We start from the raw sequence: 25,948 nt of genomic DNA on the forward strand, positions 1-25,948 counted from the left end.
TTATTTTTTATAATCTTTTACCTGCCTCATGAGCATTTGAACCAGCGAATTTAAAGAAGAATCCGTCTTGAGCATATTTTCAATCTTTTCATACGAATGCATCGCCGTAGTATGATCTCTTCCTCCGAATTCGTTTCCCAGTTCGGGGAATGAGTATTCGGTCAATTCTCTTGCTATGTATAAGGATATCTGCCTTGGAAATACGAATTTTTTGTCCCGTTTTTTGCTTTTAATGTCCGAAATTGAAATATTAAAATGATCGGCCACTATTTTTTGAACAGTATCTATCGTTATCGTTCCGGACATTGGAGAGCTGAAAATGTCTCTCAGTTGTTCTTGGGCTATCTCTATCGTAAGATTTTTGTTTATAAGCTCCGAATATCCTATCATCTTGGTTAAAGCCGATTCAAGATCGCGCACGTTTGTAACTACGTTTTTTGCTATGTAAGAAACCACTTCTTCGGGGATCTTTTTTTGAAGCATTTCAAGTTTTTTTAAAAGAATCGCATAGCGGGTTTCAAAATCGGGCGGCTGAAGATCTACTACAAGTCCGTTTGAAAACCTTGAGCGAAGTCTGTCGGTCATATCTTTAAGTTCAGTTACGGGCCTGTCGCATGTGAATACCATTTGCGAGCTGCTGTCGTGTAAAGCGTTAAACGTGTGAAAAAGTTCTTCCTGAGTTTGTGTTTTTCCCTGTAAAAAATGAATGTCGTCCAAAAGCAGAACGTCAAGATTTCTGTATTTGGATTTGAATTTGGCTATGGTTTTATTTCCTATGGAGGTGGTGAATTCGTTTATGAACGTTTCCGCCGGAACGTAACAGATTTTAAATTTTTCTCCTTTATCCTGATATATGTAATTTCCTATAGCTTCCATGAGATGAGTTTTTCCCAAGCCTACGCCGCCGTAGAGCAATATAGGGTTGTAAGTTTTTCCGGGATTTTTTGCTACGGCTATGGAAGCGTTGTAGGCGTAATCGCTGTTACTTCCGGGAATAAAGGTTTCGAACGTGTAATTAGGATAGAGCTGCGGATGCCGTTTCGCTTCAGTTTTAACGCGGGTGTTGTTTAACGAGGAATTTTGAGGGTCGTTTTGCTTTTTGCCGGTCTGCTCTTCGATAGGATAATCTTTTTGACTTTGTGAAAAAACGGATTCGTTGTTTACAAGATGTTTTAATGAAATGTTTTTTTGCCCGGTAAGATCTTTGATTTTATCGGTTATCCTTTGAACGTTTCCTTTAGATACCATCGATTGCCATAAAAACTCCGAAGCGACGGAAACGGTTATGGTTGAAATAGTGTCTTCTTCGTATTTCATGTTGTACCAAAGTTTAAAATCCGTTTCTTTTCCGGCTTTTTTATATTCTTCGTGGATTTGATTTAAAGCGAATGTCCAAACATCTTTGTAATTATGTTCACCCATAAATCTCATTATAAACCGTCTTTACTTTTTTCTGCAATATCGATATACTATTATTTACGTTTCTATTTTCCGCAATGTGCTTATTTCATATAATAGAAGGAATTACATTAATCAAATTTAAGGACGAAAATAATGACAGCTACATATTCAGCCGGTAATATTCAAGTTCTCAAAGGACTTGAAGCGGTTCGTAAAAGACCGGGAATGTATATCGGATCGACCGGTCCGGAAGGTTTAAACCATCTGGTGTATGAAGTTGTCGATAACAGCATAGACGAGGCAATGGCCGGTTTTTGCGATACTATAACCGTAGCTCTTGAAAAGGACGATATCTGCCGCGTCGTGGATAACGGGCGGGGCATTCCGGTCGACATACACCCTACGGAACACATAAGCGCGCTTGAACTTGTTTTAACAAGGCTGCATGCCGGCGGTAAATTCGATAAGGGATCTTATAAGGTTTCAGGCGGACTTCACGGCGTAGGCGTAAGCTGCGTAAACGCTCTTTCCGAATGGATGGAAGCCTTTATCGAGCGCGACGGAAAAAAATACGTTCAAAAATATGAAACGGGAATTCCGAAGACTAAGGTGGAAGTTGTAGGAGATTCTGAAAGTCACGGCACGATGATCAGGTGGAAAGCGGACAAATCCATCTTTACCGAAACTACGACTTACAATTTTGACGTTCTTGCAAAGCGCTTAAGAGAATTGGCTTTTTTAAACAGCGGGATTACTATTGTATTTCGCGACGAAAGACTTGAAATGCCCAAAGAAGTAGTGTTTAAATTCGAAGGCGGAATAAAACACTTTGTGTCTTATCTTGACGAAGGAAAATCTACCGTTCCGGCCGAGCCGATTTATATGGAAGGTTCCGAAAACGACGTCCTTGCGGAAATTGCCATGCAGTACAACGACGGATATGTGGAAAATATTTACAGCTATGTAAACGACATCAATACGCGCGAGGGAGGAACACACTTAGAGGGATTTAAAACAGGCCTTACCTTTGTGATGAACAAATTCCTTGAAAAATATCCTAAGTTGCAAAAGCGGCTCGACAAGGATGAAAAACTGTCCGGAGAAGATGTAAGGGCAGGCTTAACGGCGGTTTTGTCCGTAAAAGTTCCAGAACCTCAGTTTGAAGGACAGACAAAAACAAAACTCGGCAACACTGAAGTTCGCAGCATAGTGGAAAATCTCATAAAAGAAAAACTTGTGTTGTTTTTTGAGCAAAATCCTTCGGAAACCGAAAAGATCCTTGAAAAGTCCGTGAGCGAAGCCGCCGCGAGAATCGCCGCACGTAAAGCTAAAGACGCTACGCGCAAAAAATCCGGCTTGGACAGTTTCGGCCTTCCCGGAAAACTTTCGGATTGTTCGTTAAAAGATCCTTCTCTTTGTGAAGTATACATAGTTGAAGGAGATTCGGCCGGCGGTTCGGCAAAAAAAGGAAGGGACAGCAAAACACAGGCCATCCTTCCTCTTTGGGGCAAAATGCTCAATGTTGAAAAAGCCCGTATAGACAAGGTTATAAACAATGAAAAGCTTGAGCCGGTAATTGCGTCCCTCGGAGCGGGAATCGGAAAGGAATTCAATATTTCAAAACTCCGCTATCACAAGATAATAATCATGGCGGATGCCGACGTTGACGGATCTCACATACGTACCTTGCTTTTAACGTTTTTTTTCAGATACATGCCGCAGATCATAGAAGACGGATATGTTTATCTTGCCATGCCGCCGCTATATAGAATCAGCTACCAAAAGAAAGAATGGTATGTTTATGACGACGATGAAAAAACCAGAATTATTTCGGACATAGGAGCCGACACGGATAAAATATCGGTACAACGCTATAAGGGATTGGGTGAAATGGACGGAACTCAATTGTGGGAAACCACGATGGATCCTTCCCGCAGAAAGATGAAAAGAGTTACATTGCCGGACGCCGTTGCGGCGGATAAGATCTTCAGCGTCCTTATGGGAGAAGAAGTTGAACCCAGACGGCAATTCATAGAAGAAAACGCCGTTTACGCCAACCTTGACGTTTAAAGGATTTTTTAATGGAAGAGATAAAAACGCCCGAAGGCGGAACCCTGATTCCCATACCTATCGATACTGAAGTAAAGCAGGCCTATATAGATTATTCCATGTCCGTCATCGTAAGCCGCGCTTTGCCGGATGTCCGCGACGGTTTAAAACCCGTTCATAGAAGAATTTTATACGCAATGGAAGAGCGGGGCCTGCGCAATAACGGACCTACGCGAAAATGCGCTAAGATCGTAGGCGACGTTTTGGGAAGTTATCACCCTCACGGAGACGCTTCGGTTTATGACGCGCTTGTGCGATTGGGGCAGGATTTTTCTTTACGATATCCCGTTATCACTCCTCAGGGAAATTTCGGAACCATAGCCGGAGATCCGGCGGCAGCCTACCGTTATACCGAAGCGAAGATGGCAAAACTTGCCGAAGAGATGACGGTCGACATAGGTAAGGATACGGTTAATTTTATTCCCAACTTTGACGAAACCACTCAGGAACCGACGGTTCTTCCGGCAAAATTTCCGTTTCTTTTGGCGAACGGCTCGTCCGGAATCGCCGTAGGTATGGCTACAAATATGCCGCCTCACAACTTAAAGGAAATAGCGTCGGCGGTGACGGCTTACATAAACAATCCTGACATCGACGTAGATGAACTTTGTAAATATATAAAAGGACCGGATTTTCCGACCGGCGGAATAATTTTCGGCAAAGCGGGCATAAAAAAAGCTTATAAGACCGGCCGCGGTAAGATCATCGTAAGAGGAAAATTTACGATAGAAACTTTAAAAAACGGAAAAGAGTCTATCGTCTTTACGGAAGTTCCTTACGGTATAAATACTAAGGTTTTGTGTGAAAGAATAGCGGAGTTGGCAAGAAACAAGGCTATAGACGGCATCGCCGGTATAAACGACGAATCGTCGGATCGCGTCGGCATGAGAATAGTTGTCGATCTGAAGCGGGGGGCTATCACAAAAATAGTATTGAACCAGCTTTTTACCAAGACGGCGCTGCAATCGAATTTCGGCGTTATAAACCTTGCGCTTGTAAAGGGTCGGCCTCAAATCTTAAATCTTAAAGATCTTGTAAAATACTTTGTCGAACACAGAGACGAAGTGGTTACCAGACGCACAAAGTATGATTTGGCTAAGGCCTTGGCGAGAGCCCACATACTTGAAGCTCTAATAATTGCGATCAACAATATCGACGAAGTTATAAAACTCATTCGATCCAGCCGCGACACGGAAGACGCAAAGAACGCTCTTATGCAGAGGTTTTCTTTTGACGACGTTCAGGCGCAGGCTATCGTCGACATGCAGCTTAAACGTCTCACTCATCTGCAGATCGATGAGCTTAAAAAAGAAATAGCCGAGCTTGAAGCGTTGATAGCTCATCTTCGCGATTTGCTGGAACACCATGAAAAAATATTGGAATTGATAAAAACCGAAACCAACGAAATAGCGGAAAAATACGGCGACGACAGAAAAACCGATATTGTAGCCGACGAAGTCGAAGATATCAACGTCGAGGATATGATAAAAGAAGAAGACGTCGTTATTTTGATTTCGAAACTGGGTTATATAAAGCGCGTACCGGCGGTTCTGTATAAACAACAGGGCAGAGGCGGAAAAGGAAGCGCAAGCGCAAACCTTGTTGAAAACGATTATATTAATCAGCTTTTTATAGCTTCCACTCACGATTACCTTATGTTCATAACGAACGAGGGCAGGGCTTATTGGATCAAAGTGCATGAAATTCCCGAAGCGGCAAGGACGAGCAGGGGTTCCCACATAAAAAGCCTTTTGGCCGTTTCCGCAAACGAAGAGATAACTACGATAGTGGCGCTTAAGGATTTTGAGGAAAACACTTATCTTTTTATGGCTACTGCAAACGGAATCGTAAAAAAGACGCCCGTAACGGATTTTTCCAACGCAAAGACAAGGGGAATTATTTCCATAAAATTGGATGACGGCGACAAGCTCGTAAGCTCCATTTTAACGACGGGTTCGGATGAAATAATGTTCGTTACCAGAAGAGGTCAGGCGCTCAGAGTTTCCGAAACGGATATACGGCAGATGGGACGGGCCAGTCGAGGAGTACGCGGTATTCGTTTACGCGACGGAGACGAGTTGACCGGCGCCGTAAGAATAGAAAATGACAAATCCATCTTGGTGATGACGGAAAAAGGATACGGAAAACGCATAGACTTCGATCAATTCCTTTCGCACGGCAGAGGAACCGGCGGCCAGCGCATATTCGGAAACACCGAAGCCCGCGGAGAAATAATAGGGATTTTGGCGACTGCAGAAACGGATGAGATTGTCTGTATGACAAGCCAAGGAAAGACGCTGCGGGTACTCGCTTCGGCTATAAATAAACAGGGAACAAACGCCAGCGGAGTGAGCATTCTTAAAATAGAAGACCCCGATTATCTGATCGGAATCGACCGCGTAGCCCAAAACAACGAAAAAGACAAATAGAAAACCGCCTTGTGCATCCGATAATGTTTCACGTGAAACATTATCGGAATTTTTTGCGGTTTTAAATCCGCCGGCGTCAGTCGCTTATTTGCATTCTCAACAGTTTGGAATTTCTGTTTGCCGTCCATGTTTTTTTTCTTTTTTCCGGAAGAGTTTGAATGTCTGCGGCTTTAAATCCTAAATTTTCAAACCAATCGGCGGTTTGAGTCGTCAGGACGAAAATATTTTTCAGTTTTTGTTTTTTTGCCCGCTGGGTAAGGTGAGATATTAACTTCGGACCTATTCCCGTGTGGGAATAGGATTCGTCTACGGCGAGGGCCGCTATTTCACCCTGTGCGCCTTCAAAGATGTGAAGAGCGGCGCAAGCGCGTATACCGTCGTCCAGTTCATATATTATAAAGTCGTTTATTTCGTTAAAAAGGGAGCTTTCCGTTCGCGGCAAAAGAATTCCTTTTTCGACAAAGGGACGCATAAGTCTTAAAACCGCCGGAATATCTTCAGGCCGCATTTCACGTATACGACCGTAATTGTTTGTGTAAATCATAGTGCCGGATCCCAGCTCGGAAAAAATTTCACAGGGAATCACGCCGTCCGACAAGCCGTTTAAGATATGTACTCTGTGCACTCCGAGGTCGCAGGCTTTTTTTGATAAGCGCAAAAGAGAAAGAATTTTTTCTTTTATTCGTTTTTCTCTTGTTCGTGCGGAAGGTTCGACACCCTGATAGCTGCGGTTTTGCTCGGAATCTGCGGCCGGGTTACCGATTTGATTGTTTGATCGATCGTCTGCACGGCTGTCCGTGCAATCCCCCGTGCAAGAGGGCGCACAATCGTCCGCCGGGCTTTTTTGATTTATATCCATAAAAGCGTTTAATTCTTCTATGTTTAAAGCGGGAAGATGCCCTTCTTTTGATAGGATCATATTGTCGGGAATTATAAAATTTTCCTTTGAAATTTCCGCTTCGGGAACCACAAAAAAAAGTTTATCCGCTTGTAAATATACGGCTATCTCCTGCGCAAGCTGTAAAGAAGAAATATTGTAAGGCTTTCCCGTAAGACTCCAGCCTATGCACGGAAATATGGGAATGAACCGTTTTTCCAGTATCGTGCGTATGGAATCTATTTCAAGTTTGTCTATTTCTCCGGAAGTCGCAAAGTCAAAACCGTCTATCACGCCCATTCCCCTCGCTCTTACCCAGTTTCCTATTACGGCGTTTATGTGTTCCCCCGCCAAACCGGTCATAACTATGTTTGAAATTTCAAAGGCGGCGGTTTTTATAAGAGGCATGGCGTCTTCGCTCGTAATGCGGCAGCCGTTTTTTATTTTCCAGGGGATGTTAGCTTTTGTCAGAGTTTTATCGATGTAGTTCCTCGCTCCGGGTATGATGACTACGTTTAAGCCTGATGCGTGAATGAGGGCGATGTCGCGGATGTGGCTTGAAAACAAAGGAGAGTCTATGAGTTCATCATCGATGTATATGACTACGGTTGCGTCTTTAAATTTTTTTATGTATCGAATAACGCTTCTTATCTGTTCCGCTTTTGCCGTTTCCGTTTTCATTTTTGCCCCCGCTGATTTTAAAGTCGCACAACTGTGAATTCGATTTTATCACACGGAAGACATTTTTTAAACCGAGAAGGAAAACAAGGACGATAAAACAGTATTTAAAAAGAGATGAAACTGCACTATGCAACTGCTTTGTAGACAAAACGCTTAAATATGTGGTAAAATAATCCCACGAGGAGATAAAATGCCGAGAATCGTTCCTATAAGGGATTTAAAAAACACTACAGCAATTTCACAAATATGCCATGAGGATAAAGAACCTATTTTCGTTACGAAAAACGGTTATGGTGACATGGTAATTATGAGTATGGAAACCTATGAGAAAAATCTTTTTCTTTCTAACGTTTACGGTAAACTTGAAGAAGCAAAACAGGATATGAAAAACGGCAGATATTCTTCCGTAGAGGATGCCGTTGCTCGTATAAAGGAAAAACATGGCCTATAATGTTCGAATTATGGAAAAAGAGATTACAATAATTTAATATAAATAAAGCCGGCCGAGTCCGCTTTAAATCAGTTCTTCGAGGTCTATTTCACCGGCAACGCACGGAACGTTTATAGCCCAGTTTTCAAGGACAGCCGGATGGATCTCGCCGAACACGCCTACCTGCTTACCGTTTACGATAACGGCTGCCTGTCTGCCCGGTATAAAGCGCGGATCGCTGCTTTCTTTTACTTCATATTTGTGGTCAAGATAATACAAGAGGGCGGAAACTTCTCCGGCGGCGCCGTTAAAATTGGCGTTGTTTGCGGCTGTCAAAAAACCCAGGTTCTGTCTTGTTCTTGTTCCCGTGTTCTCTTTTTCACAGATATAAGCTACTTTACCTATTTCAAAAATTTTGTGCGGAAAGACGGCGTTTGCGGAAATGCTTTCGGCCTTAAGCAGGGACGGAATTACGGAAGATCGTATGAACTGATAATTTTCGCTCATGGGGTTGGCAATTTCTATCACATTCGAACCGTCCGTGTTCATTTTTTCAATATAGTCCTGTCTGCTGCCCACGTAGTTGAATATCATTTCCTGATAGCCGAGTCCCACCATAAGGGTTTTGGTTTTTCTGGAAAATTCCGTAAGAGGCAAAAGGCGGCCTATCGTAAAGTCGCCCGGTTTTTCGGGTTTAAAAGTCGTAAGATCAAGTCCAATCATAACGTCTTCGATTATGTCGACTTCGTGTAAAAAATCATTGCGGTAGGGCGGCGGATTTAATATAAATTGGGTATCTTCGCCGCCGTCTTTGTATTTTATGTTTTTTACGCTTACGGCGTTACCCATGCGCTCAAGAGCCGCCGTAACTTCCTTTTGCGTTAATTCCAATCCCAAAAGCTTATTTATGTGTGAAAGAGAAGTCGTTGTGGGAAGCTGGAAATAATACGGCGCGACTATGTCTTTTCCCAGCCCGGTATCGTAAGGATGGCAGACTTTTACGGGCAAAATTTCATATCCGCAGTCGGCAAAATCGCAGGCGACCATGTTGGCCGAAAGTATGAGATTTTCGATATTGTCGCCGGTAAGCTCTACCATTAGATCTTTTTCTCCGACTTGTACGGCGCCCAATGTGGCGCTGTTGATTATAGGCGCCATGGACAAGATTTCACCTTTGTCGTCTACCAGCAGGGGAAATTTTTTCATGTCTTTTAAAATCCAGCCGTAGTCTTTCCCTTTTGGATGATCTGTAAGGATCTGCCTGCATGTCATGGGCTCGGTAACCTGCAGGGGGACAAAGGACGTTTTATCGGGATCTACAGCCTTATAGTGAACAGGGAATTTTATTTGCGACACATTGTATATTCCCATGGAAATGGATTTTCTCTTTCTTCCGAAATTCCAGGCAAGTTTTTCCTGTGTCTGGATGATATCCAAGAGCATGGGTTCGTCGATAGCCTTGCCGGAAATGACGAAGGCTACCATGTAAGGCCGAATGTTTTTTAATTCCGGATCGACGGTCGCGATTCTGTTTCCAATGTCTTTAACGTCTCCTTTTTTTGACATAAAAGACGAATAATCGACGCTTTTTTTCCCGCTGTAAAGGCGTATCTGCCTTGCGATTCCGTTTGTAGACCAAAGATCCGGGCGGTTGGTATCGTTTAGTTCGATTTTTATGGTGCGCAGGTCTTCCGGTAAAGATTCATCGGGTTTTTCATCAAGCTCGGCCTTTCCGCAGGTCAGTATTTTTTCAAGAGATTCATAATCATATTTTTTACCGATCTGTTTAAAAAACAAAGATTCGTTCACTTCTATTTTGGGCATATAAGACCTCGCAGATTTTCGACATTTTCGTTGTTCAATGAAATGGCGTGTTTTGAAAATGAGGTACTCAAGGCGAGGTTCCGGCAGCGTGACGCTTCGAGCGTTATGCTTACGGAATTCTACTCTAAAAGCTCGACCGCGGCATACACAGCGAGTTTGCAACGCAAACTCGGTAGTGAGGCGAAGCCGAACGGCGTTCTCGCCGAAAGTACATTTCTTATTATGTCTTGCTTTCAAAGCTCGACATTCAGACTATTGTAGTATAACAAAATAGGTTTATGCTGTCCATAATTCGGAAATTATCGGCATTCCGGCCGGAATAGATGACCTATCTATAAGACTTCAGTCAACCAACATTTCTTTTAGAATGTTTTTTACTGCCGAAATTTCTTTTTTAGTTATTTTTCCCAAATGCTTTACAAGTCTGGTATTATCAACGGTTCTTATCTGATCCAAAACAATCCACCCGTTTTTCCCCTCAAACTTAACAGGAATTCTGGTCGGATATTGGCGGGATTTACTCGTCATGGGCGCAATGATAACGGTATCGATATGATGATTCATCTCATCGGGGGAAATGACAAGGCACGGTCTTGTTTTCTTTATCTCGTGTCCCACAGTCGGGTCAAGACTCACGCGATAAACATTATACTGACTCGCTACCATTCCCATTCAAACGCTCCCGAAACCGGAATATCGTCCAAAATATCTTCCTTGTTTTGGTGCATGGCGCAAAAGGCCTCTGCCCAACCGGAACGAGGTTGTTCTGTTACAGGCGTAAGCCATATTCCTTTTTCCGTTACTTCCATGTTCATTTTGTCTTTTACGAAAAATTTATCCAGAACGGGTTTCGGAAATCTTACTCCGCGAGAATTGCCGATCGGAACTATGGAAACCAACATAAAGCACCCCTTTATTGATGTAATTATTATGTAATAACATGGTTTTGTCAAGGAAAAATCGCTAAAAATCGCTAAAGGCGAGTTTTTAGAGCTGCCCTAAAACAACGGAATGTTCGGCAGTTTTTTATAAAAGCAACGGAGGTTTAAGAATGGTTCGCCTATAAAACAGTTCGTCATCTCATCGCATTATCAGATGCTTGGCTGCGGGATTATATCGTTAAAACTCGACGTTTTATGCCGCGTTTATTGATCATGCAAAGTAAAGTCAATAATATAGTGACATGAATATAAACATACTTGAAGTGCCGCTTGATTTTGGGGCAAGCCGGCACGGGTCGGATATGGGGCCGGCGGCGATAAGGCTTGCGGGGCTTCAAAGCCGGCTTGAACAACTCGGACACAAAATTGTAGATTACCGTTCAACCGTAAAAATAGAATCCGAAGATTATAAAAAAGAAGGCAATCCTAAGGCAAAATACCTATTGCCTATAGTTGCCGCCTGCACTCAGCTTGCAAGAGAAGTTGAAAGCATTGCGGACAGGGAAGAATTTCCTTTGATTTTAGGAGGAGATCATTCCATTGTGCTGGGGTCTCTGGCGGGAATGGCGGCCGCATGCAAAAAAAAGCAACAGCGGCTCGGCGTTTTGTACGTAGACGCTCACGGGGACTTTAATACGGCGGAGACTACGATTTCGGGAAATGTGCACGGCGAATGCCTTGCGGCTTCATGCGGATACGGATTAAAAGAGTTGACGGATTTGTACTTTGCCGGAAGAAAAGTAGATCCTGCAAACGTGTGCTTTGTAGGAACACGCGATCTTGATCCCGGTGAAAAAGCTCTCATGAAAAAAGCAGGGGTTACGGTCTTTAGCATGAGCGACATAGACAAGCAGGGTTTTCCGGTGATATTGAAAAAGATAATTGAGTTTTTTAGAGAAAGAGCGGACGCGGTACACCTGAGCTTCGATATGGACGTTCTTGATCCCATGTTCGCTCCTGGCACGGGAATCCCGCTGCAAGCCGGCCTTTCAAACAGGGAAGGTCTTCTCATAATGGAAGAAATGTGCGGTACCGGAATGGTAAAATCGGCGGAAATCGTAGAAGTAAACCCTGTATTGGATATAAGGAACATGACGGCGGCTTTAGCCGTAGATCTCATAGCAAGATTGTTGGGAGATAAGATTTATTAAGAGGCTCGGCTTTTTGTCCGCCGGAATCTTCGTTTTTGTTTTTTCTTTGCCGGCGCTGCAGATACAGACAAAATCTTCTCTTATGGATATGAGCTGGACTATTGAAAAGACGGCGGGAGCTCTGAGCGTAATAAATGAAATAAAAGGCAATTCGGGAGAAACGGACAGATCCTTTTCAAAATTCATGAATTATTCCGGAGCCTTAATCGTAGTAGAGATAAACGATTTTTTTCTTATAAAATCGCTGACTAATTTCGGAGTGCTTTATCACCCGCAGGGAATCGCCTGGTCGGATATAATGAATAAAACGAGCGACATATATTCGGTCTCTACTCAGGAGACTATAGGAATTCCGATCCGCATAGGTTACGGGATAACCGCATATCCGTTCGTGGGATATTCTTATTTAAAACTTGATTATAAAAACGACTATGAGTTTTTACCTAGGAATTTTTACGGGCATACGATATATCATGATTTTTTATTCGGAGTTGAACATAGGTTTTATTTAAAAAAATGGTTCGGGATGGATATAAAAGGCATGGTTACGCCCTTTTCCTATTATTATCCTTTGAAAAGCGATTATTCTTTCTGCTTTGAATGGGGTGCCGATTTATTTTTTGAATATGAATATTTCGGTTTACATCTTTATGTTTCACGCCGCAATACGCTGGAAAAGGGGGACAATTACGAACGCTATTTTTCTTCCATAGGCGACATCGGAATCACGTTCCGCATCGGAGCGAAAACGGCTGAAATGTAAGTTGACGCAGAACCGTATAAGCCCCGCGGTGTACCGGTGCGAAGATGACAGCGGAAACGGCGCAAAGCAGGCGCAGCTTCGGAGCGAAACGAAGCGATCAACACGGTGCGGAATCGGCGCGGATCGGACTTTAAAAAATCTTGCCGCCGAAAGCGGTTTTTTATTATATTTTTATAAGCCGGTTCATTTTCGAGATTGATAGAACTCGAAATTTTCCAACCTTTTAGTGTGTCGACAAAATGTCAAGTTTTGAAAACACAGCGCTTAAGGCAAGGTTCCGGCAGCGTGACGCTTCGAGCGTTATGCTTGCAAATTCTAATTTTAATTGTATGAGGAAAAATTTATGGCAAAACATCAATTTCAAACAGAGGTTAATCAGCTTTTAAAACTCATAATACATTCCATGTATTCGAACAAAGATATTTTTTTAAGGGAAATAGTTTCAAACGCATCCGACGCTATCGACAAGTTGAAGTATTTGACGGTTTCCGACGATTTATATAAGTCTATAAAATTCGATCCGAGGATAGACATTTCCTTTGATGAAAAAGAAAACGTGCTGACAGTGCAGGATTCAGGATTGGGAATGGATGAAAAAGATCTCACCGAAAATCTGGGCACAATCGCCCGTTCCGGGACCAAGGCCTTTCTTGAAAAACTCGGCAGCGACGCGGCAAAAAATTCATCGCTGATAGGACAGTTCGGAGTCGGTTTTTATTCGGCGTTTATGGCTTCAAAAAGGATAGACGTCTATACGCGCAAGGCCGGCGACAAATCCGGAAAACTTTGGCATTGGTCGAGCGACGGAGTTAATTCTTATGAAATAGAAGAAACGGACGCCGCCGGTGAAATTTCAAAAAAATTCGGATTCGACGATAAAGAAAAAGTCGGTTCGGTAATAGAAATGCACCTTAACGACGAAAGCAAAGAATACGCGAGCCGCTGGAAAATAGAAGAACTTATAAAAAGATACAGCGACCACATAGCCTTTCCCATCTTTTTGCACTATGTTCAAAATAAGTACGACGATAAAGGAAAGATTACCGGATCCGAAAATAAGGTTGATCAGGTAAACAGCGCGAGCGCTTTATGGAAGCGTCCCAAGTCGGAACTGAAAGACGAAGACTATAACGACTTTTATAAGACTTTAAGCCACGACACCCTAGATCCTTTGATGTATGTGCACACTCATGCCGAAGGAACGCAGGAATACACGACGCTGTTTTATGTTCCACAGCAGGCTCCGTTCGATATGTACCAGGCGGACTATAAGAGCGGAGTAAAGCTTTATGTAAAGCGCGTTTTTATTACGGACGACGACAGGGAACTGTTGCCGGCGTATTTAAGATTTGTCCGCGGTATTATAGACAGTGAAGATCTTCCTCTGAACGTAAGCCGTGAAATTCTTCAGAAAAACAGGATTTTGGAAAATATCCGCACAGCGTCCGTAAAAAAATTGCTGGGAGAATTTAAAAAGATGGGAGACGCCGCCGACAAAGCGCGCAAGGCGGAAAAACCTGGCGATGACGAAAAAAAGGCTTTGGAAAACTGGAATAAGTTTGTTTCCGCTTTTAACCGTCCCGTAAAAGAAGGGCTTTATTCCGATTATGCAAACCGTGAAGAAATTGCAGATATCGTGAGGTTTAAAAGCACCGACGAGAGCGGTACCGGAGACGATAAGTGGACCAGCTTTGCCGACTATGTGCAGCGCATGAAACCTGAGCAAAAAGCCATTTACTATATAACCGGGACGGATGAAAAAAATCTGCGCTTAAGCCCGCTGCTTGAAGCCTACAGAAAAAAAGGCTTTGAAGTTCTTATTATGTTTGACGAAATAGACGATATTGTAATTCCCGCTTTCGGCAAATATAAGGATTTCGAACTAAAGGCCGTAAACCGTGCAGGAAGCGACGAAGAGCTCGGCGTAGATAAAAAAGAAGCTGAAAAAAAGGACAAGGAATTCAAGCCCGTAGTTGAAAAAATAAAAAAAGCTTTGGGAGACAGGGTAAAGGACGTTCGTTTGAGCAAGCGGCTTTCCGATAGTCCTGCTTGTATCGTAGTTGATGAAAACGATCCTTCTTTGCAGATGGAGCGCATGATGAAAGCTATGGGACAAAAAAGCTTTGCGGAAGTTAAACCCATTCTGGAAGTAAACGCCGATCACGCGATACTTGCGAAAATTCGCGAATCTGAGGACGAACAATACATTGAAAAGATTTCTACGGTACTGTTGGATCAAGCCATGCTGATGGACGGCGCTGAAATAAAAGATCCTGCGGATTTTGTTAAAAAACTCAACGACCTGCTCAGCATTTGATTTTTTCGATGAGACGTCCGGAACAAGCAAAGTTCTTATGACCGGACATAACGGCGATAAAAAGGCGGCTTGAAAATTTTAGGCTGCCTTTTTTTGTATATTTGACAACAGAGTAAACTCAAAGGTATAATTTCCTGAAATGAATGTTTTTACCGGTATTTCGGCCTCCGGCGGCATAGGCTTGGGGACGGCCTTTATCATTCCCGAAACTGAAAAAAGAATTGTTCCGCAAAGATCTGTAAAACCCGAAGATATTGGAATCGGATGGGAACGTTTTAAAGCGGCTGTCGAAGCGGTTTCCGCGCGCCTTAAGGCACAGATAACTGAGACTGCGGCAAACAAGATACAAAAAGAAATATTTGAATCGTATCTTGCCATGCTGTCGGACGCGGTTTTCATAAAAGAAATTAAAACTTCTTACGAAAAAGAGCTTTACAATATCGAATATGTTCTTGACAAAAAAACCGGCGAATATGAGCAGCGCTTGCGCGATTCAAAAAACGAGTATTTAACCGAAAGAGCCAAAGATATCCGCGACGTCTTCGATCAGGTTTTAAATGAACTTTTGGATTATCATCCGTTTAACACAGACTCCGTTCCCGACGGGGCCGTCATAGTTGCAAGGGTCATGAATCCTACCGACGCTATAGTCCTTTCAAAAAGAAAAATAGCGGGACTTGCTTTGACGGAGGGCGGAAAATCAAGCCACGTTACAATTCTTGCAAGAAATTACGGTATACCTAGTGTTTTTGCCGTTACAGGAATTACCTCCGGAATACCTTCGGGGACTACGGTTATTGTTGACGGTGAAAAAGGAAAGATCATTGCGGATCCGGACGAAAAAACGCTTTCGCTTTATCGCCAAAGGATAAAAGACGAAGAAGAGCGCAAAAAAGTCTTGAACGTATTTAGGACAAAAGAAGCTTTGACCAAGGACGGCGTAAAATTTCATGTTTTTGCGAATATCGGAACTCCGGATGAAGCCCGTACCGCGCTAAAAGAAGGCGCCGACGGAATAGGCCTGTTCAGAACGGAATTTCTTTTTATGGCCGAAAATCAAAGCTTTTCGGAAGAAGCCCAGTTTGAAGCATACAAGGAAGTTTTGGAAACGATGGGCGGTAAACCCGTGACCATAAGAACGCTTGACGCCGGAGGCGATAAACTGATAAAAGGTTTGGGCGATATGACTTCCTCAATAACTTCCGCGCCGACCTTCTCACCGGCTTCCGCTCCGGATGCAAAAATTTCCGGCGGCTCAAGTCAATCCGGTCAATCCGATCGATTCAATCAACCCGTTCAATCCGATTTTAAAGAAAAAAATCCTCTGATGGGATTGAGGGCTATACGGTTCAGCCTGGCGCATCCTGAAATTTTAAAAACACAGCTCCGCGCTTTGTACAGAGCCGGAGTGTACGGCAATCTAAAAATAATGCTGCCGCTTATTTCGAGCGCGGAGCAAATTGAAAAAGCAAAAATTATAGCAGATACGGCGCAGAAAGAACTTGCCGCCGAAGGCGTGCCTTTTAAGAAGAATGTTCCTTTGGGAATCATGGTTGAAACGGCTGCAGCAGCTCTTATTTCAGACAGCCTTGCAAAGACGGCGGATTTTTTTTCGATAGGGACAAATGATCTTACGCAATATACGATAGGCATAGACAGAGAAAATCCTTTTGTGGCGGAGCTTTACGATGAATGTCATCCTGCCGTCTTGCGTATGATACAAAACACGCTGCAAAATGCGGCGGCGTCCGGTATATCCGTTTCCGTGTGCGGTGAAATGGCGAGCCGGCAAAACGGAGTTCTTGTTCTTGGCGGAATGGGAATAAGAAATTTGAGCATGACGGCCAAGCAGATATCGGCGGTAAAAGAGATACTTTCAAAATTTACGATAAAAGAGATGCAGGATATTTCATCAAAGGCCTTAAACAACTTAATTTAAATGCGGAAAAACATGTATAAAAAAACCGGAAAAACCGGACGGAATTCTTTTAAATCCTCAAAAAGAAAAAATGAAGGCATTGCGGAAAATGCAATTTTAAATCCTGAATTTCCGGTGCCGCCGGAATTTCCAGCGCAGGAAGAAGAAAGCGGTTTGAATTTCGATCCGGAAAAAACATATCACAATCTTCCTCTCATAGTAATAGCCGGCCGGCCCAACGTGGGAAAATCCACCTTATTTAACAGGTTTATGAAAAAAAGAATTTCCATCACGGATCCTACGCCGGGAGTTACCAGAGATCCCGTTGAAGGAACCGCCTTTATATGCGGAAAACCCGTTCATTTGACGGACACGGGCGGATACAAGCTTGATCATGCCGAAGGAACAAAGGAAGCTCTTTTAGATAAACTTGTCGTAAGCAAAATGCTTGAAACGCTTAAAAAAGCCGACCGCATTTTACTTTTGCTTGAAGCCGGGCAGATAACGGGCGAAGATGAGGAATTCATAGCCTTGTTGCGGCAATATTGGGACAAAGTCATAGCTGCGGTAAATAAGGCGGAAGGCGGCAGAAACGAAGGTTCCGCATGGAATTATATGAAATACGGATTTAAAGAGCTTATCTTTATATCCGCGGAACACGGGGACCGCATACCGGAACTTTCCGAAGCTATAGTCAAAGGTCTTGATTTTTCCAAGGTTACGGAAGGAGAAGAAAGAAATCCGATAAGGATTGCGGTTTTGGGAAAACCGAACACGGGGAAATCCACATTGACCAACAGGCTCACCCATACGGAAGCATCGATTGTAAGCGATTATGCGGGAACTACCCGCGATGTCGTTGAAGGTTCGTTCAGGTACAGCGGCCGTGATTTTCAAATTCTCGACACTGCGGGTATAAGGCGTAAAGCGCGCGTGACGGAGGACATAGAATATTATTCCGTGAACAGGGCCATAAAAACGCTTGATGATTGCGACATCGTTTTTTTAGTGATCGACGTTCGCACCGGCCTTGCGGAACAGGACAAAAAAATTTGCTCTTTAGCCTATGAGAGGGGACGCGCTATTATTTTTGTTATGAACAAATGGGACGCCGTAGACAAAAAAGAGACGAAATTCAAAGACATTGAAAAAGACATCAGAATAATGTTCGCTCATATGAATTTTGCGCCCATACTTCCTCTTTCCGCGAAGGAAGGAGACGGCATAAAACTTCTTATGGACACAGCCATTGAATTATACGGACAGCTTTCCAGAAAAATAGACACTTCCGCTTTGAATACGGCTCTTAAAGATTGGCTTTTCAAATATCCTCCGCCGGCTTCAAAAACCTTACATTTTCACATAAGGTACATGACGCAAAAAAGCGTAAATCCCGTAGGATTTATTATATTTGCAACTCGGCCGGAAGTTGTTCCTCAAACTTATATAGCTTATCTTAAAAACCGGATCAGGGAAGACTTAGGGTTCTCTAAAATTCCCGTTCAGCTGGAAATGAAGGCCAGCCGAGTAAAATGGGAAAAACGGGAAAAAAACTGATGGCACAGTATACGATCGGCGACGTTGAAGAATTGACGGGATTAAAAGCTCATGTGCTTCGTTATTGGGAAGAAGTCATTCCCGGTATGAGGCCTAAAAAAGATTTGGGCGGAAGACGCGTTTATACGCAGAGAGAAATAGACATCATACAGCGCTTAAAATATCTGATATATGAAAAAAAATTTACGATAGAAGGCGCAAGAGATAATATTATCGCCGACATGAATGTGGAAAGTGAAAATGCGGAGCTTATGCAAAACATTCGCGAAGCGAGAAAAGAACTTACGGATATTTTTTTGACAGTAAGGAAACACCGCATTGACGGCAAGGCGGACGTTAAAGATGAAACGCGATAAAGCGCCGACAACGCCCGACGGAAATGAAAAATGGTACGATAAATTTTCAAGGAAAAAGTCGCCTGATCGCTGTAAAACTTTAAAAGAAGAAAAATCCGGTAAAATTTATAAAAAAACGCTCAAAAATAAAAATACCGAAAACGCCGAAAGTGTGAAAATTCCTGTTTCGGGCGGCGGAAATAAAATAAGAGTTTTTGTAGCGGAGACGGCAAAGATGTTTCCCGAAGAAAATCTTCCCCCGGATTCAAAAAAGATACTTACGGAATTCTTATCAGTGATACAAAACATACGCCCTTTGAACAGCCGTCAGCTTGCGAAGATTCCCATGCAGATAAGAGAGCTCTCTCATGAACTGACGGATGAAAGACCCGACAGGCGAAAAAGCTATATGAACGAAACGGTTAAACTTTCTTCGTACGTGCGCTATTTTATGTGGTGGAACCTCATAAGGCTTACAAAACTGTTTGCAGGTTTTGCGCCTGAAAATCTTTGCCTTGAAGACGGAGACGTTTGTCTTGATGCGGGAAGCGGACCTTTGACGGTAGTGACAGCTTTGTGGCTTTCACGGCCGGAGCTTCGTAAAAAAAAATTGACATGGTACTGTCTTGATATTTCTCAGGCGGCTCTTACCCTTGGCGAAGAAATTTTTTTGTCGATCGCCGCTAAAACCTTACCCGAACCGGATTCTTTTCCGTGGAAAATCATCCGCTTAAAAGGCGAAATGGGATTGCCGGTAAAGCAAAGAGCGTCGTTTATAACCTGCGCCAACATGCTGAACGAAATGCTTGAGTATACGGCGCCGAGCGCAAGATCGAAATCCGATTTTTTTGCAAAAAAATTCTGCGAAGATCTGCTGAACTATGCGGATGAAAAGGCAAGCGTTCTCCTGATAGAACCCGGCGTTCCGCAGTCTGCGCGGCTCGTAAGTGCGATGAGAAAAATTTTTATTGATAAAGGATACGAGCCTGTTTTGCCCTGTCCGCACGCCGCCGTATGCCCTATGGACGGAAGGCGCGGCCAAAAATGGTGTAATTTTGCATTTACTACGGAAGATTCTCCTTTGCCGCTTTTAAAACTTTCGGCTGACGCGGGCTTACCCAAAGACAGGGCGGTTTTAAGTTTCGTATTGGTTTCAAACCGCTTTAAAAAACGGGAACACGATGAAACGGACATTTTAAGAATAGTATCGGATCCGATAAAGCTTCCGGACACAAAAAAAGGATATTACGCCTGTTCCAAACAAGGTATGCTGCTTGCGGTAGATGAAGGAGAGCGCGATATAAATTCCGGAGATAAAATATCAACAGAAAAGCTGCCGCAAAAAGGCGCGTACAGCCGCGATAAAAAAACGGGAGCCGGCGAAATATTTTTAAGAAAGTAAGCGGATCCGGACAATGCGTACTATGCGCCTTCCGTTGAAAACCTGAGAGATGCGGAAGCCGCTTCCTTAGTGCTTTATCAAGTGAAATTAAATTTCTACGTTGCCTTCGTACACCAGTTCCGTTGCGCCCGTAAGAAAGACCGTTTTTCCCGTGTATTTTACTATCAATTCGCCGCCGCGAACTTTTACCGTAATATTTTCGTTTAATTTGCAGTATCCGTTAAGAACGGCCGCTACGACCGCCGCGCAGGCTCCCGTTCCGCAGGCTGGGGTTTCGCCGTTTCCTCTTTCCCATGTACGCATTTTTAATTCGTTCGGGCCTGCGACGCGCACAAATTCGGTGTTTACCCTCTGCGGGAAGGCTTTGTTGTTTTCAAACAAGGGGCCGACTTTAAAAATGTCTACCTTGTCGACGAAGTCGCAAAAAACCACGCAGTGAGGAACTCCGACGGAAATACAGGAAACTTTGTATTTTTCATCGCCTACAGCAAGGGTTTCGTTGACAATAGCCTTTTTAGGCAAAAGGGCATTATCCTGCGTTTCGTTTGACGGAGGAAAAAACGGCGTGTCTTTCAGCGTTGTCGGTAAAGAAGCCGGTGAAAATTCCGGTTTTCCCATATCTACGGTTACGGACGATATTTTTCCGTTTTGTTTGTACAAGACCAAAGATTTTATGCCGCTTGCCGTTTCTATGGTTATCGCCGCCGTAGGATCGGTAACGAGCGCATGCCGCGCGGCGATTCCGTTTATGTTGTTGTCGAATAAATACTTTGCCACGCTGCGTATTGCGTTGCCCGCAAGCCTTCCTTCGGAGCCGTCCTGGTTAAAAAATTTCATGTAAGCGTCGGCCTTATCGCTCCTTTCTATGAGGGCTAAAGAATCCGCTCCTATGCCCGTACGGCGGTTGCAAAGCCTTACGCTCAGACCGGCGGGATTGTTGATAACCTGCGCCATCGCGTTCATGACGATAAAATCGTTGCCGGTACTGTGCATCTTGCTGAATCTTATTTTCTGCTTTGCCGATCTTAAATCGTTTATGTTTACAAGTTCTACGTTTTCGGCCGAATAATGGCTCATAAGGCAATTGGCTATGGCGTTGGCGGTGTCTATGGACGTAAGGCACGGAATGTCACGCTCTATGGCGTGTCTTCGCATTTTTACGCTGTCAGCTGCAGGATTTCGTCCCTTCGCGCTTGTGGAAACCACGTAGTCGATTTTTTCCGAATCCAAAAGCGTAAGAAAATTATTTTCGGAATTTTCATGGATTTTGTTTACGGTTACCACTTCCATACCGAAATCGCGGATTACCTTTGCGGTTCCTTCCGTTGCATAAAGGGTAAAGCCCATGTCGTAAAATTTGCGCGCCAGATCGGGAATTTCGTATTGATCGGTTTTGCGCACCGTGAACAGAACGCCGCCGCCTCTTTTCATTTTATAACCGGCTGCGATAAGTCCCTTGAAAATAGCTTCTTCCATAGTGGAAGCCAGGCCTAAAACTTCTCCCGTCGATTTCATTTCCGGGCCCAAATGGGTGTCCACATCCATGAGTTTTTCAAAGCTGAATACGGGAACTTTTACGGCGAAATACGGAGGAATTTTATAAAGTCCTAAACCGTAGCCCATCTCTTTTATGCTTTTACCCAGCATGGCCTGCGTGGCAAGTTCTACCATGGGAACGCCGGTCACCTTGCTGATATAGGGGACGGTGCGGCTTGAACGGGGATTAACTTCTATGATGTAAAGAGAATTGTTGTAAATCAGGTACTGAATATTGATAAGTCCCCGCGTTTTAAGGGCGAGAGCGAGTTCGCGGGATTGATTTATGATTTTTTCACGGAGAATATCGTTTAAGTTCCAAGAAGGATAAACGGCTATGGAATCTCCGGAATGAATGCCCGTCCTTTCTATGTGTTCCATTATTCCCGGAATAAGAATGTCTTTTCCGTCGCATATAGCGTCGACTTCCAGTTCCGTGCCCATCATGTATTTGTCTATTAAAACCGGGTTTTCAATTTCTTGGGCAAGGATGATGGACATGTACTCTTTTATGTCCGCCGGAGTAAAGGCGATGATCATGTTCTGTCCGCCTAGAACATATGAAGGGCGAAGTAAAACCGGATATCCTATCCGCTCCGCCGAAAGCAGAGCCTGTTCCGTCGTAAAAACGGTTTCTCCTTTTGGCCTGTTTATCTTTAACTTTTCACAAAGCTGTTCAAAACGCTCGCGGTCTTCAGCGATGTCTATAGAGTCGGCGCTGGTTCCCAGAATTTTAATTCCCTGCTTATCAAGAAATTTAGTAAGTTTTATTGCGGTTTGTCCGCCGAAGGCGACGACAACCCCGAAGGGCTTTTCCGTGTATATCACGTTCATAACGTCTTCCGGCGTAAGAGGTTCGAAATAAAGCCTGTCGGCAGTGTCGAAATCGGTAGAAACGGTTTCGGGGTTATTGTTTATAATCGCTACTTCGTAACCCAGTTTTTTCAGCGACCAAACGCATTGAACGGAAGCATAGTCGAATTCTATTCCCTGACCGATCCTTATAGGGCCGGAACCTAAAACAATAATAGTACCTTTTTTGCCTTCCGTATTTTTCCTGTTTTTAAGGAATTCGGCGGCTTCGTTTTGCTCGTCGTAGCCTGCGTAAAAATACGGAGTTTCCGCATTGAATTCTCCGGCGCAGGTATCGACCATTTTATATGTTGCGGGAATGTGCGCCAGTTTGCCTTCTTTCCGCAGTTTTTCCGCCGCTTTGGAGTCTTGTAAAATTCCCGAGCCGCCTGGAATTTTCACTTTCGACAAAGATTCTATTACCTTATCGGGAAAGCCTGATTTTTTTGCTTTTAAATAAAGTTCGTTTGAAAGCGTCGAAATTTTGTTTTTTACGCTTTCAAGTTCATCTTCAAGGGCTGCTATATTTTCCAACTTGGAAATAAACCATGCGTCTATCTTTGTAATTTCACTTATCTGTCTTACAGATAAGATTTTGCGTCTCAGGGCCTCGTAAACGGCAAAGATACGTAAATCCGTTATTTCACCGACTCTTTTTTTTATTTGCTCGTCGGTTTCTTGGGAAAAAGCTTTTAGGCGCAAAGAATAAACGCCTATTTCCGCCCCGCGGACGGCTTTCATCAAGGCTTCTTCGAAAGAGCGACCGATCGCCATTACTTCTCCTGTCGCCTTCATCTGAGTGCCTAAGGTTCTTTTGGCGTAGACGAATTTATCGAACGGCCATTTCGGGAATTTTACGACGATGTAATCCACTACCGGTTCGAAACATGCCGCCGTTTTTTGGGTAACGGCGTTAGGAATTTCATCCAAATTGTACCCGATTGCGATGAGGGTTGCGACTTTTGCTATAGGATATCCGGTCGCTTTTGACGCAAGAGCCGAAGACCTTGAAACGCGGGGATTTACTTCTATAACTGCATATTCAAAAGAATCGGGTTTTAGGGCAAACTGACAGTTACAACCGCCTTCGATCTTGAGCGCTGAAATTATATTAAGCGCGGAAGAACGCAACATTTGATATTCTTTGTCCGCCAGAGTGACGGCCGGCGCTACTACGATGGAATCTCCAGTGTGAATTCCTACAGGATCGAAATTTTCCATGGAACAGACGGTTATGACATTGCCCGAATGATCCCGTATGACTTCAAATTCTATTTCTTTCCAGCCGGAGATGCATTTTTCAACTAAAATTTGATGTATGGGAGAGCGATGAAGACCGTTGTGAGCGATTTCTTCCAGTTCTTTGCGGTCGTTTGCTATTCCTCCGCCCGTTCCGCCCAAGGTAAACGCAGGTCTTACGATCACAGGATATCCGATTTCGTTATCGGCAAAATCCAAAGCCCCTTCTAGAGTTGTTACCACTTTGGAGGGAATACAAGGCTCTCCGATGGAAAGCATGGTGTCTTTGAACATTTGACGGTCTTCAGCCTTGTCTATGGTTTCGGGATTCGCTCCGAGCAGCCGTACGTTGTGTTCCTTTAAAAATCCGGACTTTGCCAATTCCATGCTTAAAGTGAGCCCTGTCTGTCCGCCGAGCGTTGAAAGCAAGCTGTCGGGCTTTTCCTTTTCAATTATGCGCTTGACGGTTTCAGGTATCAGCGGCTCTATGTAAATAGAGTCCGCCATGGAATGGTCGGTCATGAGGGTTGCCGGATTTGAATTTACCAAAACAACGTTTATGCCCTGTTCTTTTAAAACCTTGCAGGCCTGTGTTCCTGCATAATCGAATTCCGCAGCCTGTCCTATGACGATGGGGCCGGAACCTATGACCATAATCTTTTTTATTGATGTGTTTAGCGGCATTAAAGACTCCCGGATTGTTCGGATATACGAGCGTTTTCTTTTATAGCGTCGGCAAAATATGAAATTGAATCGATGAGGGCGTAAGGCGTTTTAAAATTCTTAAAATGATCGGGATTGTTTATAAGAGAAATAAATTCGTCAAATAAGAAATTAGTATCCAAGGGTCCTCCGGCAGCTTCCGGATGAAATTGAACGGAAAAGGCGGGAATATCGGTATAGGTAATCCCTTCGCACGTTCCGTCGTTTGTGTTTGCAAAACTCAGTAAGGCCCCTTTAGGCAAAGAAGCGTTTTCTACGGCATAGCCGTGATTTTGGCTTGAAATATAAACGCGGCCGGTTGACAGATCTTTTACCGGATGATTTGATCCGCGGTGTCCGTATTTTAACTTTGAAGTTTTAGCTCCGCGGGCAAGGGCAAGGATTTGGTGCCCCAAACAGATACCGAAAACGGGAATGCGTTTTTCACACAGTTTTTTAAGCTGGTCGATGATTTCTTGATTATCCTTAGGATCCCCGGGGCCGTTTGAAAGCATTAAGCCGTCCGGCTTAAGATCGATGATTTCTTTTGCGGTGGATTTTGACGGAACGGAAATAACACAAACTCCGCGTTTTAAAAGTTCCCGCCGGATATTGGCTTTTGCGCCGAAATCCCAAAGGACGACTTTTTTATTTTTACCGTTTTTCATGGCCAATGATGCGTCGTTTATTTTAAGTCCGTCTTTTGTAACCGGAACCGCACGATATTTTGCGGCTTTCGCGAAAACCGTGTCTGCAGGCTCTTCGATTTTAACGGCGTCGCAGCTTACCGATTCTACGGCATTTTCAATTTTGTGTGCGCGGATTTTTTCCAGCAGCTTTTTCTTTTCTTCCGGAATATCAAGGGCGCCGAATTTCTTTTTCGCTTCCGGCGAATCGCCTGAAATCAGCATGGCATTCATGACGCCCGCTTCCCTTAAAATTTTTGTTAGAGAACGGGTGTCGATGTCGTACAAGCCTACAATGTTATTTGATTTTAAAAAAGAATCTATCGCGCCTTGGCTTCGAAAATTGGAAGGAAAATCACAATATGAGCGGACGACGTATCCTCTCAAGTGGGGCCGCGAGCTTTCAAAATCCTGCGGAATCAAACCGTAGTTCCCGATTAAAGGAAAGGTCTGCATGACGATTTGTCCGTAATAGCTGGGATCGGAAAGCGTTTCAATGTATCCGGTCATTCCCGTTGTAAAAACCGCTTCGCCTGTCACGCAGCCCAAAGCGCCGAAACTTTTTCCTTCAAAAACTTGTCCGTTTTCAAGTACAATACAGGCTCTAATACTCATTCTAAAGCCTCATTATACATTTTTTTAAAAGGAATGCCTAGACAGCTTGAAATGTTGAGTTTCAAAAGTATTTCTAGATAAAGCTTTGCTTTCGGCGAGAACGTCGTTTGGCTTCGCCTCACTACCGAGTTTGCTCTGCAAACTCGCAGTACATGCCGCGGTCGAGCTTTTAGGATTGTATAT

17 protein-coding genes are annotated in these 25,948 nt (G+C 43.7%); 10 read left to right on the forward strand and 7 right to left on the reverse strand.

The features are described 5' to 3' along the window. Complete coding sequence (dnaA, locus tag HRI96_RS00005; RefSeq protein ID WP_210117518.1) at window positions 1-1,422, reverse strand: chromosomal replication initiator protein DnaA; 1,422 nt, start codon at window positions 1,420-1,422, stop codon at window positions 1-3. Window positions 1,423-1,554: 132 nt separating this feature from the next. Here dnaA and gyrB point away from each other — a divergent pair, with 132 nt between their 5' ends. Both gyrB and gyrA read left to right on the forward strand, forming a co-directional pair. After that, window positions 1,555-3,471, forward strand: a complete 1,917-nt coding sequence (gene gyrB, locus HRI96_RS00010) for a DNA topoisomerase (ATP-hydrolyzing) subunit B (RefSeq protein WP_210117519.1) — start codon at window positions 1,555-1,557, stop codon at window positions 3,469-3,471. Between the two features lie 11 nt (window positions 3,472-3,482). Next, a complete protein-coding gene (gyrA, locus tag HRI96_RS00015; protein ID WP_210117520.1) occupies window positions 3,483-5,939 on the forward strand; it encodes a DNA topoisomerase (ATP-hydrolyzing) subunit A in 2,457 nt (818 codons plus the stop codon). Between the two features lie 76 nt (window positions 5,940-6,015). Here the strand turns inward: gyrA and HRI96_RS00020 are convergent, their stop codons facing one another. Then, window positions 6,016-7,497: a GNAT family N-acetyltransferase gene (locus HRI96_RS00020; RefSeq protein ID WP_210117521.1), complete on the reverse strand. Its 1,482-nt coding sequence runs from the start codon at window positions 7,495-7,497 to the stop codon at window positions 6,016-6,018. A gap of 190 nt (window positions 7,498-7,687) precedes the next feature. On the opposite strand from HRI96_RS00020, the gene HRI96_RS00025 reads away from it, so the two are divergent. Then, window positions 7,688-7,948: a type II toxin-antitoxin system Phd/YefM family antitoxin gene (locus HRI96_RS00025; protein ID WP_210117522.1), complete on the forward strand. Its 261-nt coding sequence runs from the start codon at window positions 7,688-7,690 to the stop codon at window positions 7,946-7,948. 63 nt (window positions 7,949-8,011) lie between these two features. On the opposite strand, the gene pheT is transcribed toward HRI96_RS00025, so the two are convergent. From pheT to HRI96_RS00040, 3 genes are all read right to left on the reverse strand, one after another. Then, window positions 8,012-9,751 (reverse strand): phenylalanine--tRNA ligase subunit beta, encoded by a 1,740-nt coding sequence (gene pheT / locus HRI96_RS00030; protein ID WP_210117523.1) that lies wholly within the window; start codon window positions 9,749-9,751, stop codon window positions 8,012-8,014. Window positions 9,752-10,093: 342 nt separating this feature from the next. Continuing rightward, the gene (locus HRI96_RS00035) at window positions 10,094-10,423 is read right to left on the reverse strand and encodes a type II toxin-antitoxin system PemK/MazF family toxin (protein ID WP_210117524.1); all 330 of its coding nucleotides are present in this window, start codon (window positions 10,421-10,423) and stop codon (window positions 10,094-10,096) included. Next, window positions 10,411-10,653 (reverse strand): AbrB/MazE/SpoVT family DNA-binding domain-containing protein, encoded by a 243-nt coding sequence (locus tag HRI96_RS00040; RefSeq protein WP_210117525.1) that lies wholly within the window; start codon window positions 10,651-10,653, stop codon window positions 10,411-10,413. The genes HRI96_RS00035 and HRI96_RS00040 overlap by 13 nt, the downstream gene beginning before the upstream one ends. 281 nt (window positions 10,654-10,934) lie before the next feature. On the opposite strand from HRI96_RS00040, the gene rocF reads away from it, so the two are divergent. The 7 genes from rocF (at window position 10,935) to HRI96_RS00075 (ending at window position 20,135) form a co-directional block, all read left to right on the forward strand. Further along, on the forward strand, window positions 10,935-11,843 hold the full coding sequence (rocF, locus tag HRI96_RS00045) for an arginase (RefSeq protein WP_210117526.1): 909 nt from the start codon (window positions 10,935-10,937) through the stop codon (window positions 11,841-11,843). Between the two features lie 13 nt (window positions 11,844-11,856). Next, window positions 11,857-12,606: a hypothetical protein gene (locus HRI96_RS00050; RefSeq protein ID WP_210117527.1), complete on the forward strand. Its 750-nt coding sequence runs from the start codon at window positions 11,857-11,859 to the stop codon at window positions 12,604-12,606. 343 nt (window positions 12,607-12,949) lie between these two features. Then, a complete protein-coding gene (gene htpG, locus HRI96_RS00055; protein WP_210117528.1) occupies window positions 12,950-14,923 on the forward strand; it encodes a molecular chaperone HtpG in 1,974 nt (657 codons plus the stop codon). A gap of 139 nt (window positions 14,924-15,062) precedes the next feature. Next, a complete protein-coding gene (locus tag HRI96_RS00060) occupies window positions 15,063-16,862 on the forward strand; it encodes a phosphoenolpyruvate--protein phosphotransferase (RefSeq protein ID WP_210117529.1) in 1,800 nt (599 codons plus the stop codon). 12 nt (window positions 16,863-16,874) lie between these two features. After that, entirely contained in the window at window positions 16,875-18,398 is a 1,524-nt protein-coding gene (der, locus tag HRI96_RS00065) for a ribosome biogenesis GTPase Der (RefSeq protein WP_210117530.1), read from the forward strand. Beyond that, on the forward strand, window positions 18,398-18,754 hold the full coding sequence (locus HRI96_RS00070) for a MerR family transcriptional regulator (RefSeq protein WP_210117531.1): 357 nt from the start codon (window positions 18,398-18,400) through the stop codon (window positions 18,752-18,754). Before der ends, HRI96_RS00070 begins: the two co-directional genes overlap by 1 nt. After that, on the forward strand, window positions 18,741-20,135 hold the full coding sequence (locus HRI96_RS00075; protein WP_210117532.1) for a small ribosomal subunit Rsm22 family protein: 1,395 nt from the start codon (window positions 18,741-18,743) through the stop codon (window positions 20,133-20,135). The genes HRI96_RS00070 and HRI96_RS00075 overlap by 14 nt, the downstream gene beginning before the upstream one ends. A gap of 87 nt (window positions 20,136-20,222) precedes the next feature. On the opposite strand, the gene carB is transcribed toward HRI96_RS00075, so the two are convergent. Beyond that, on the reverse strand, window positions 20,223-24,446 hold the full coding sequence (gene carB, locus HRI96_RS00080; RefSeq protein WP_210117533.1) for a carbamoyl-phosphate synthase large subunit: 4,224 nt from the start codon (window positions 24,444-24,446) through the stop codon (window positions 20,223-20,225). Beyond that, window positions 24,446-25,765 carry a carbamoyl phosphate synthase small subunit gene (locus tag HRI96_RS00085; protein WP_210117534.1) on the reverse strand — a complete coding sequence of 440 codons (1,320 nt, stop codon included), beginning with the start codon at window positions 25,763-25,765 and terminating at the stop codon, window positions 24,446-24,448. The genes carB and HRI96_RS00085 overlap by 1 nt, the downstream gene beginning before the upstream one ends. Between the last annotated feature and the right edge of the window lie 183 nt (window positions 25,766-25,948).

Origin of the sequence: Treponema parvum, from assembly GCF_017893945.1 — a bacterium.
Classification (GTDB): Bacteria; Spirochaetota; Spirochaetia; order Treponematales; family Treponemataceae; genus Treponema_D; species Treponema_D parvum_A.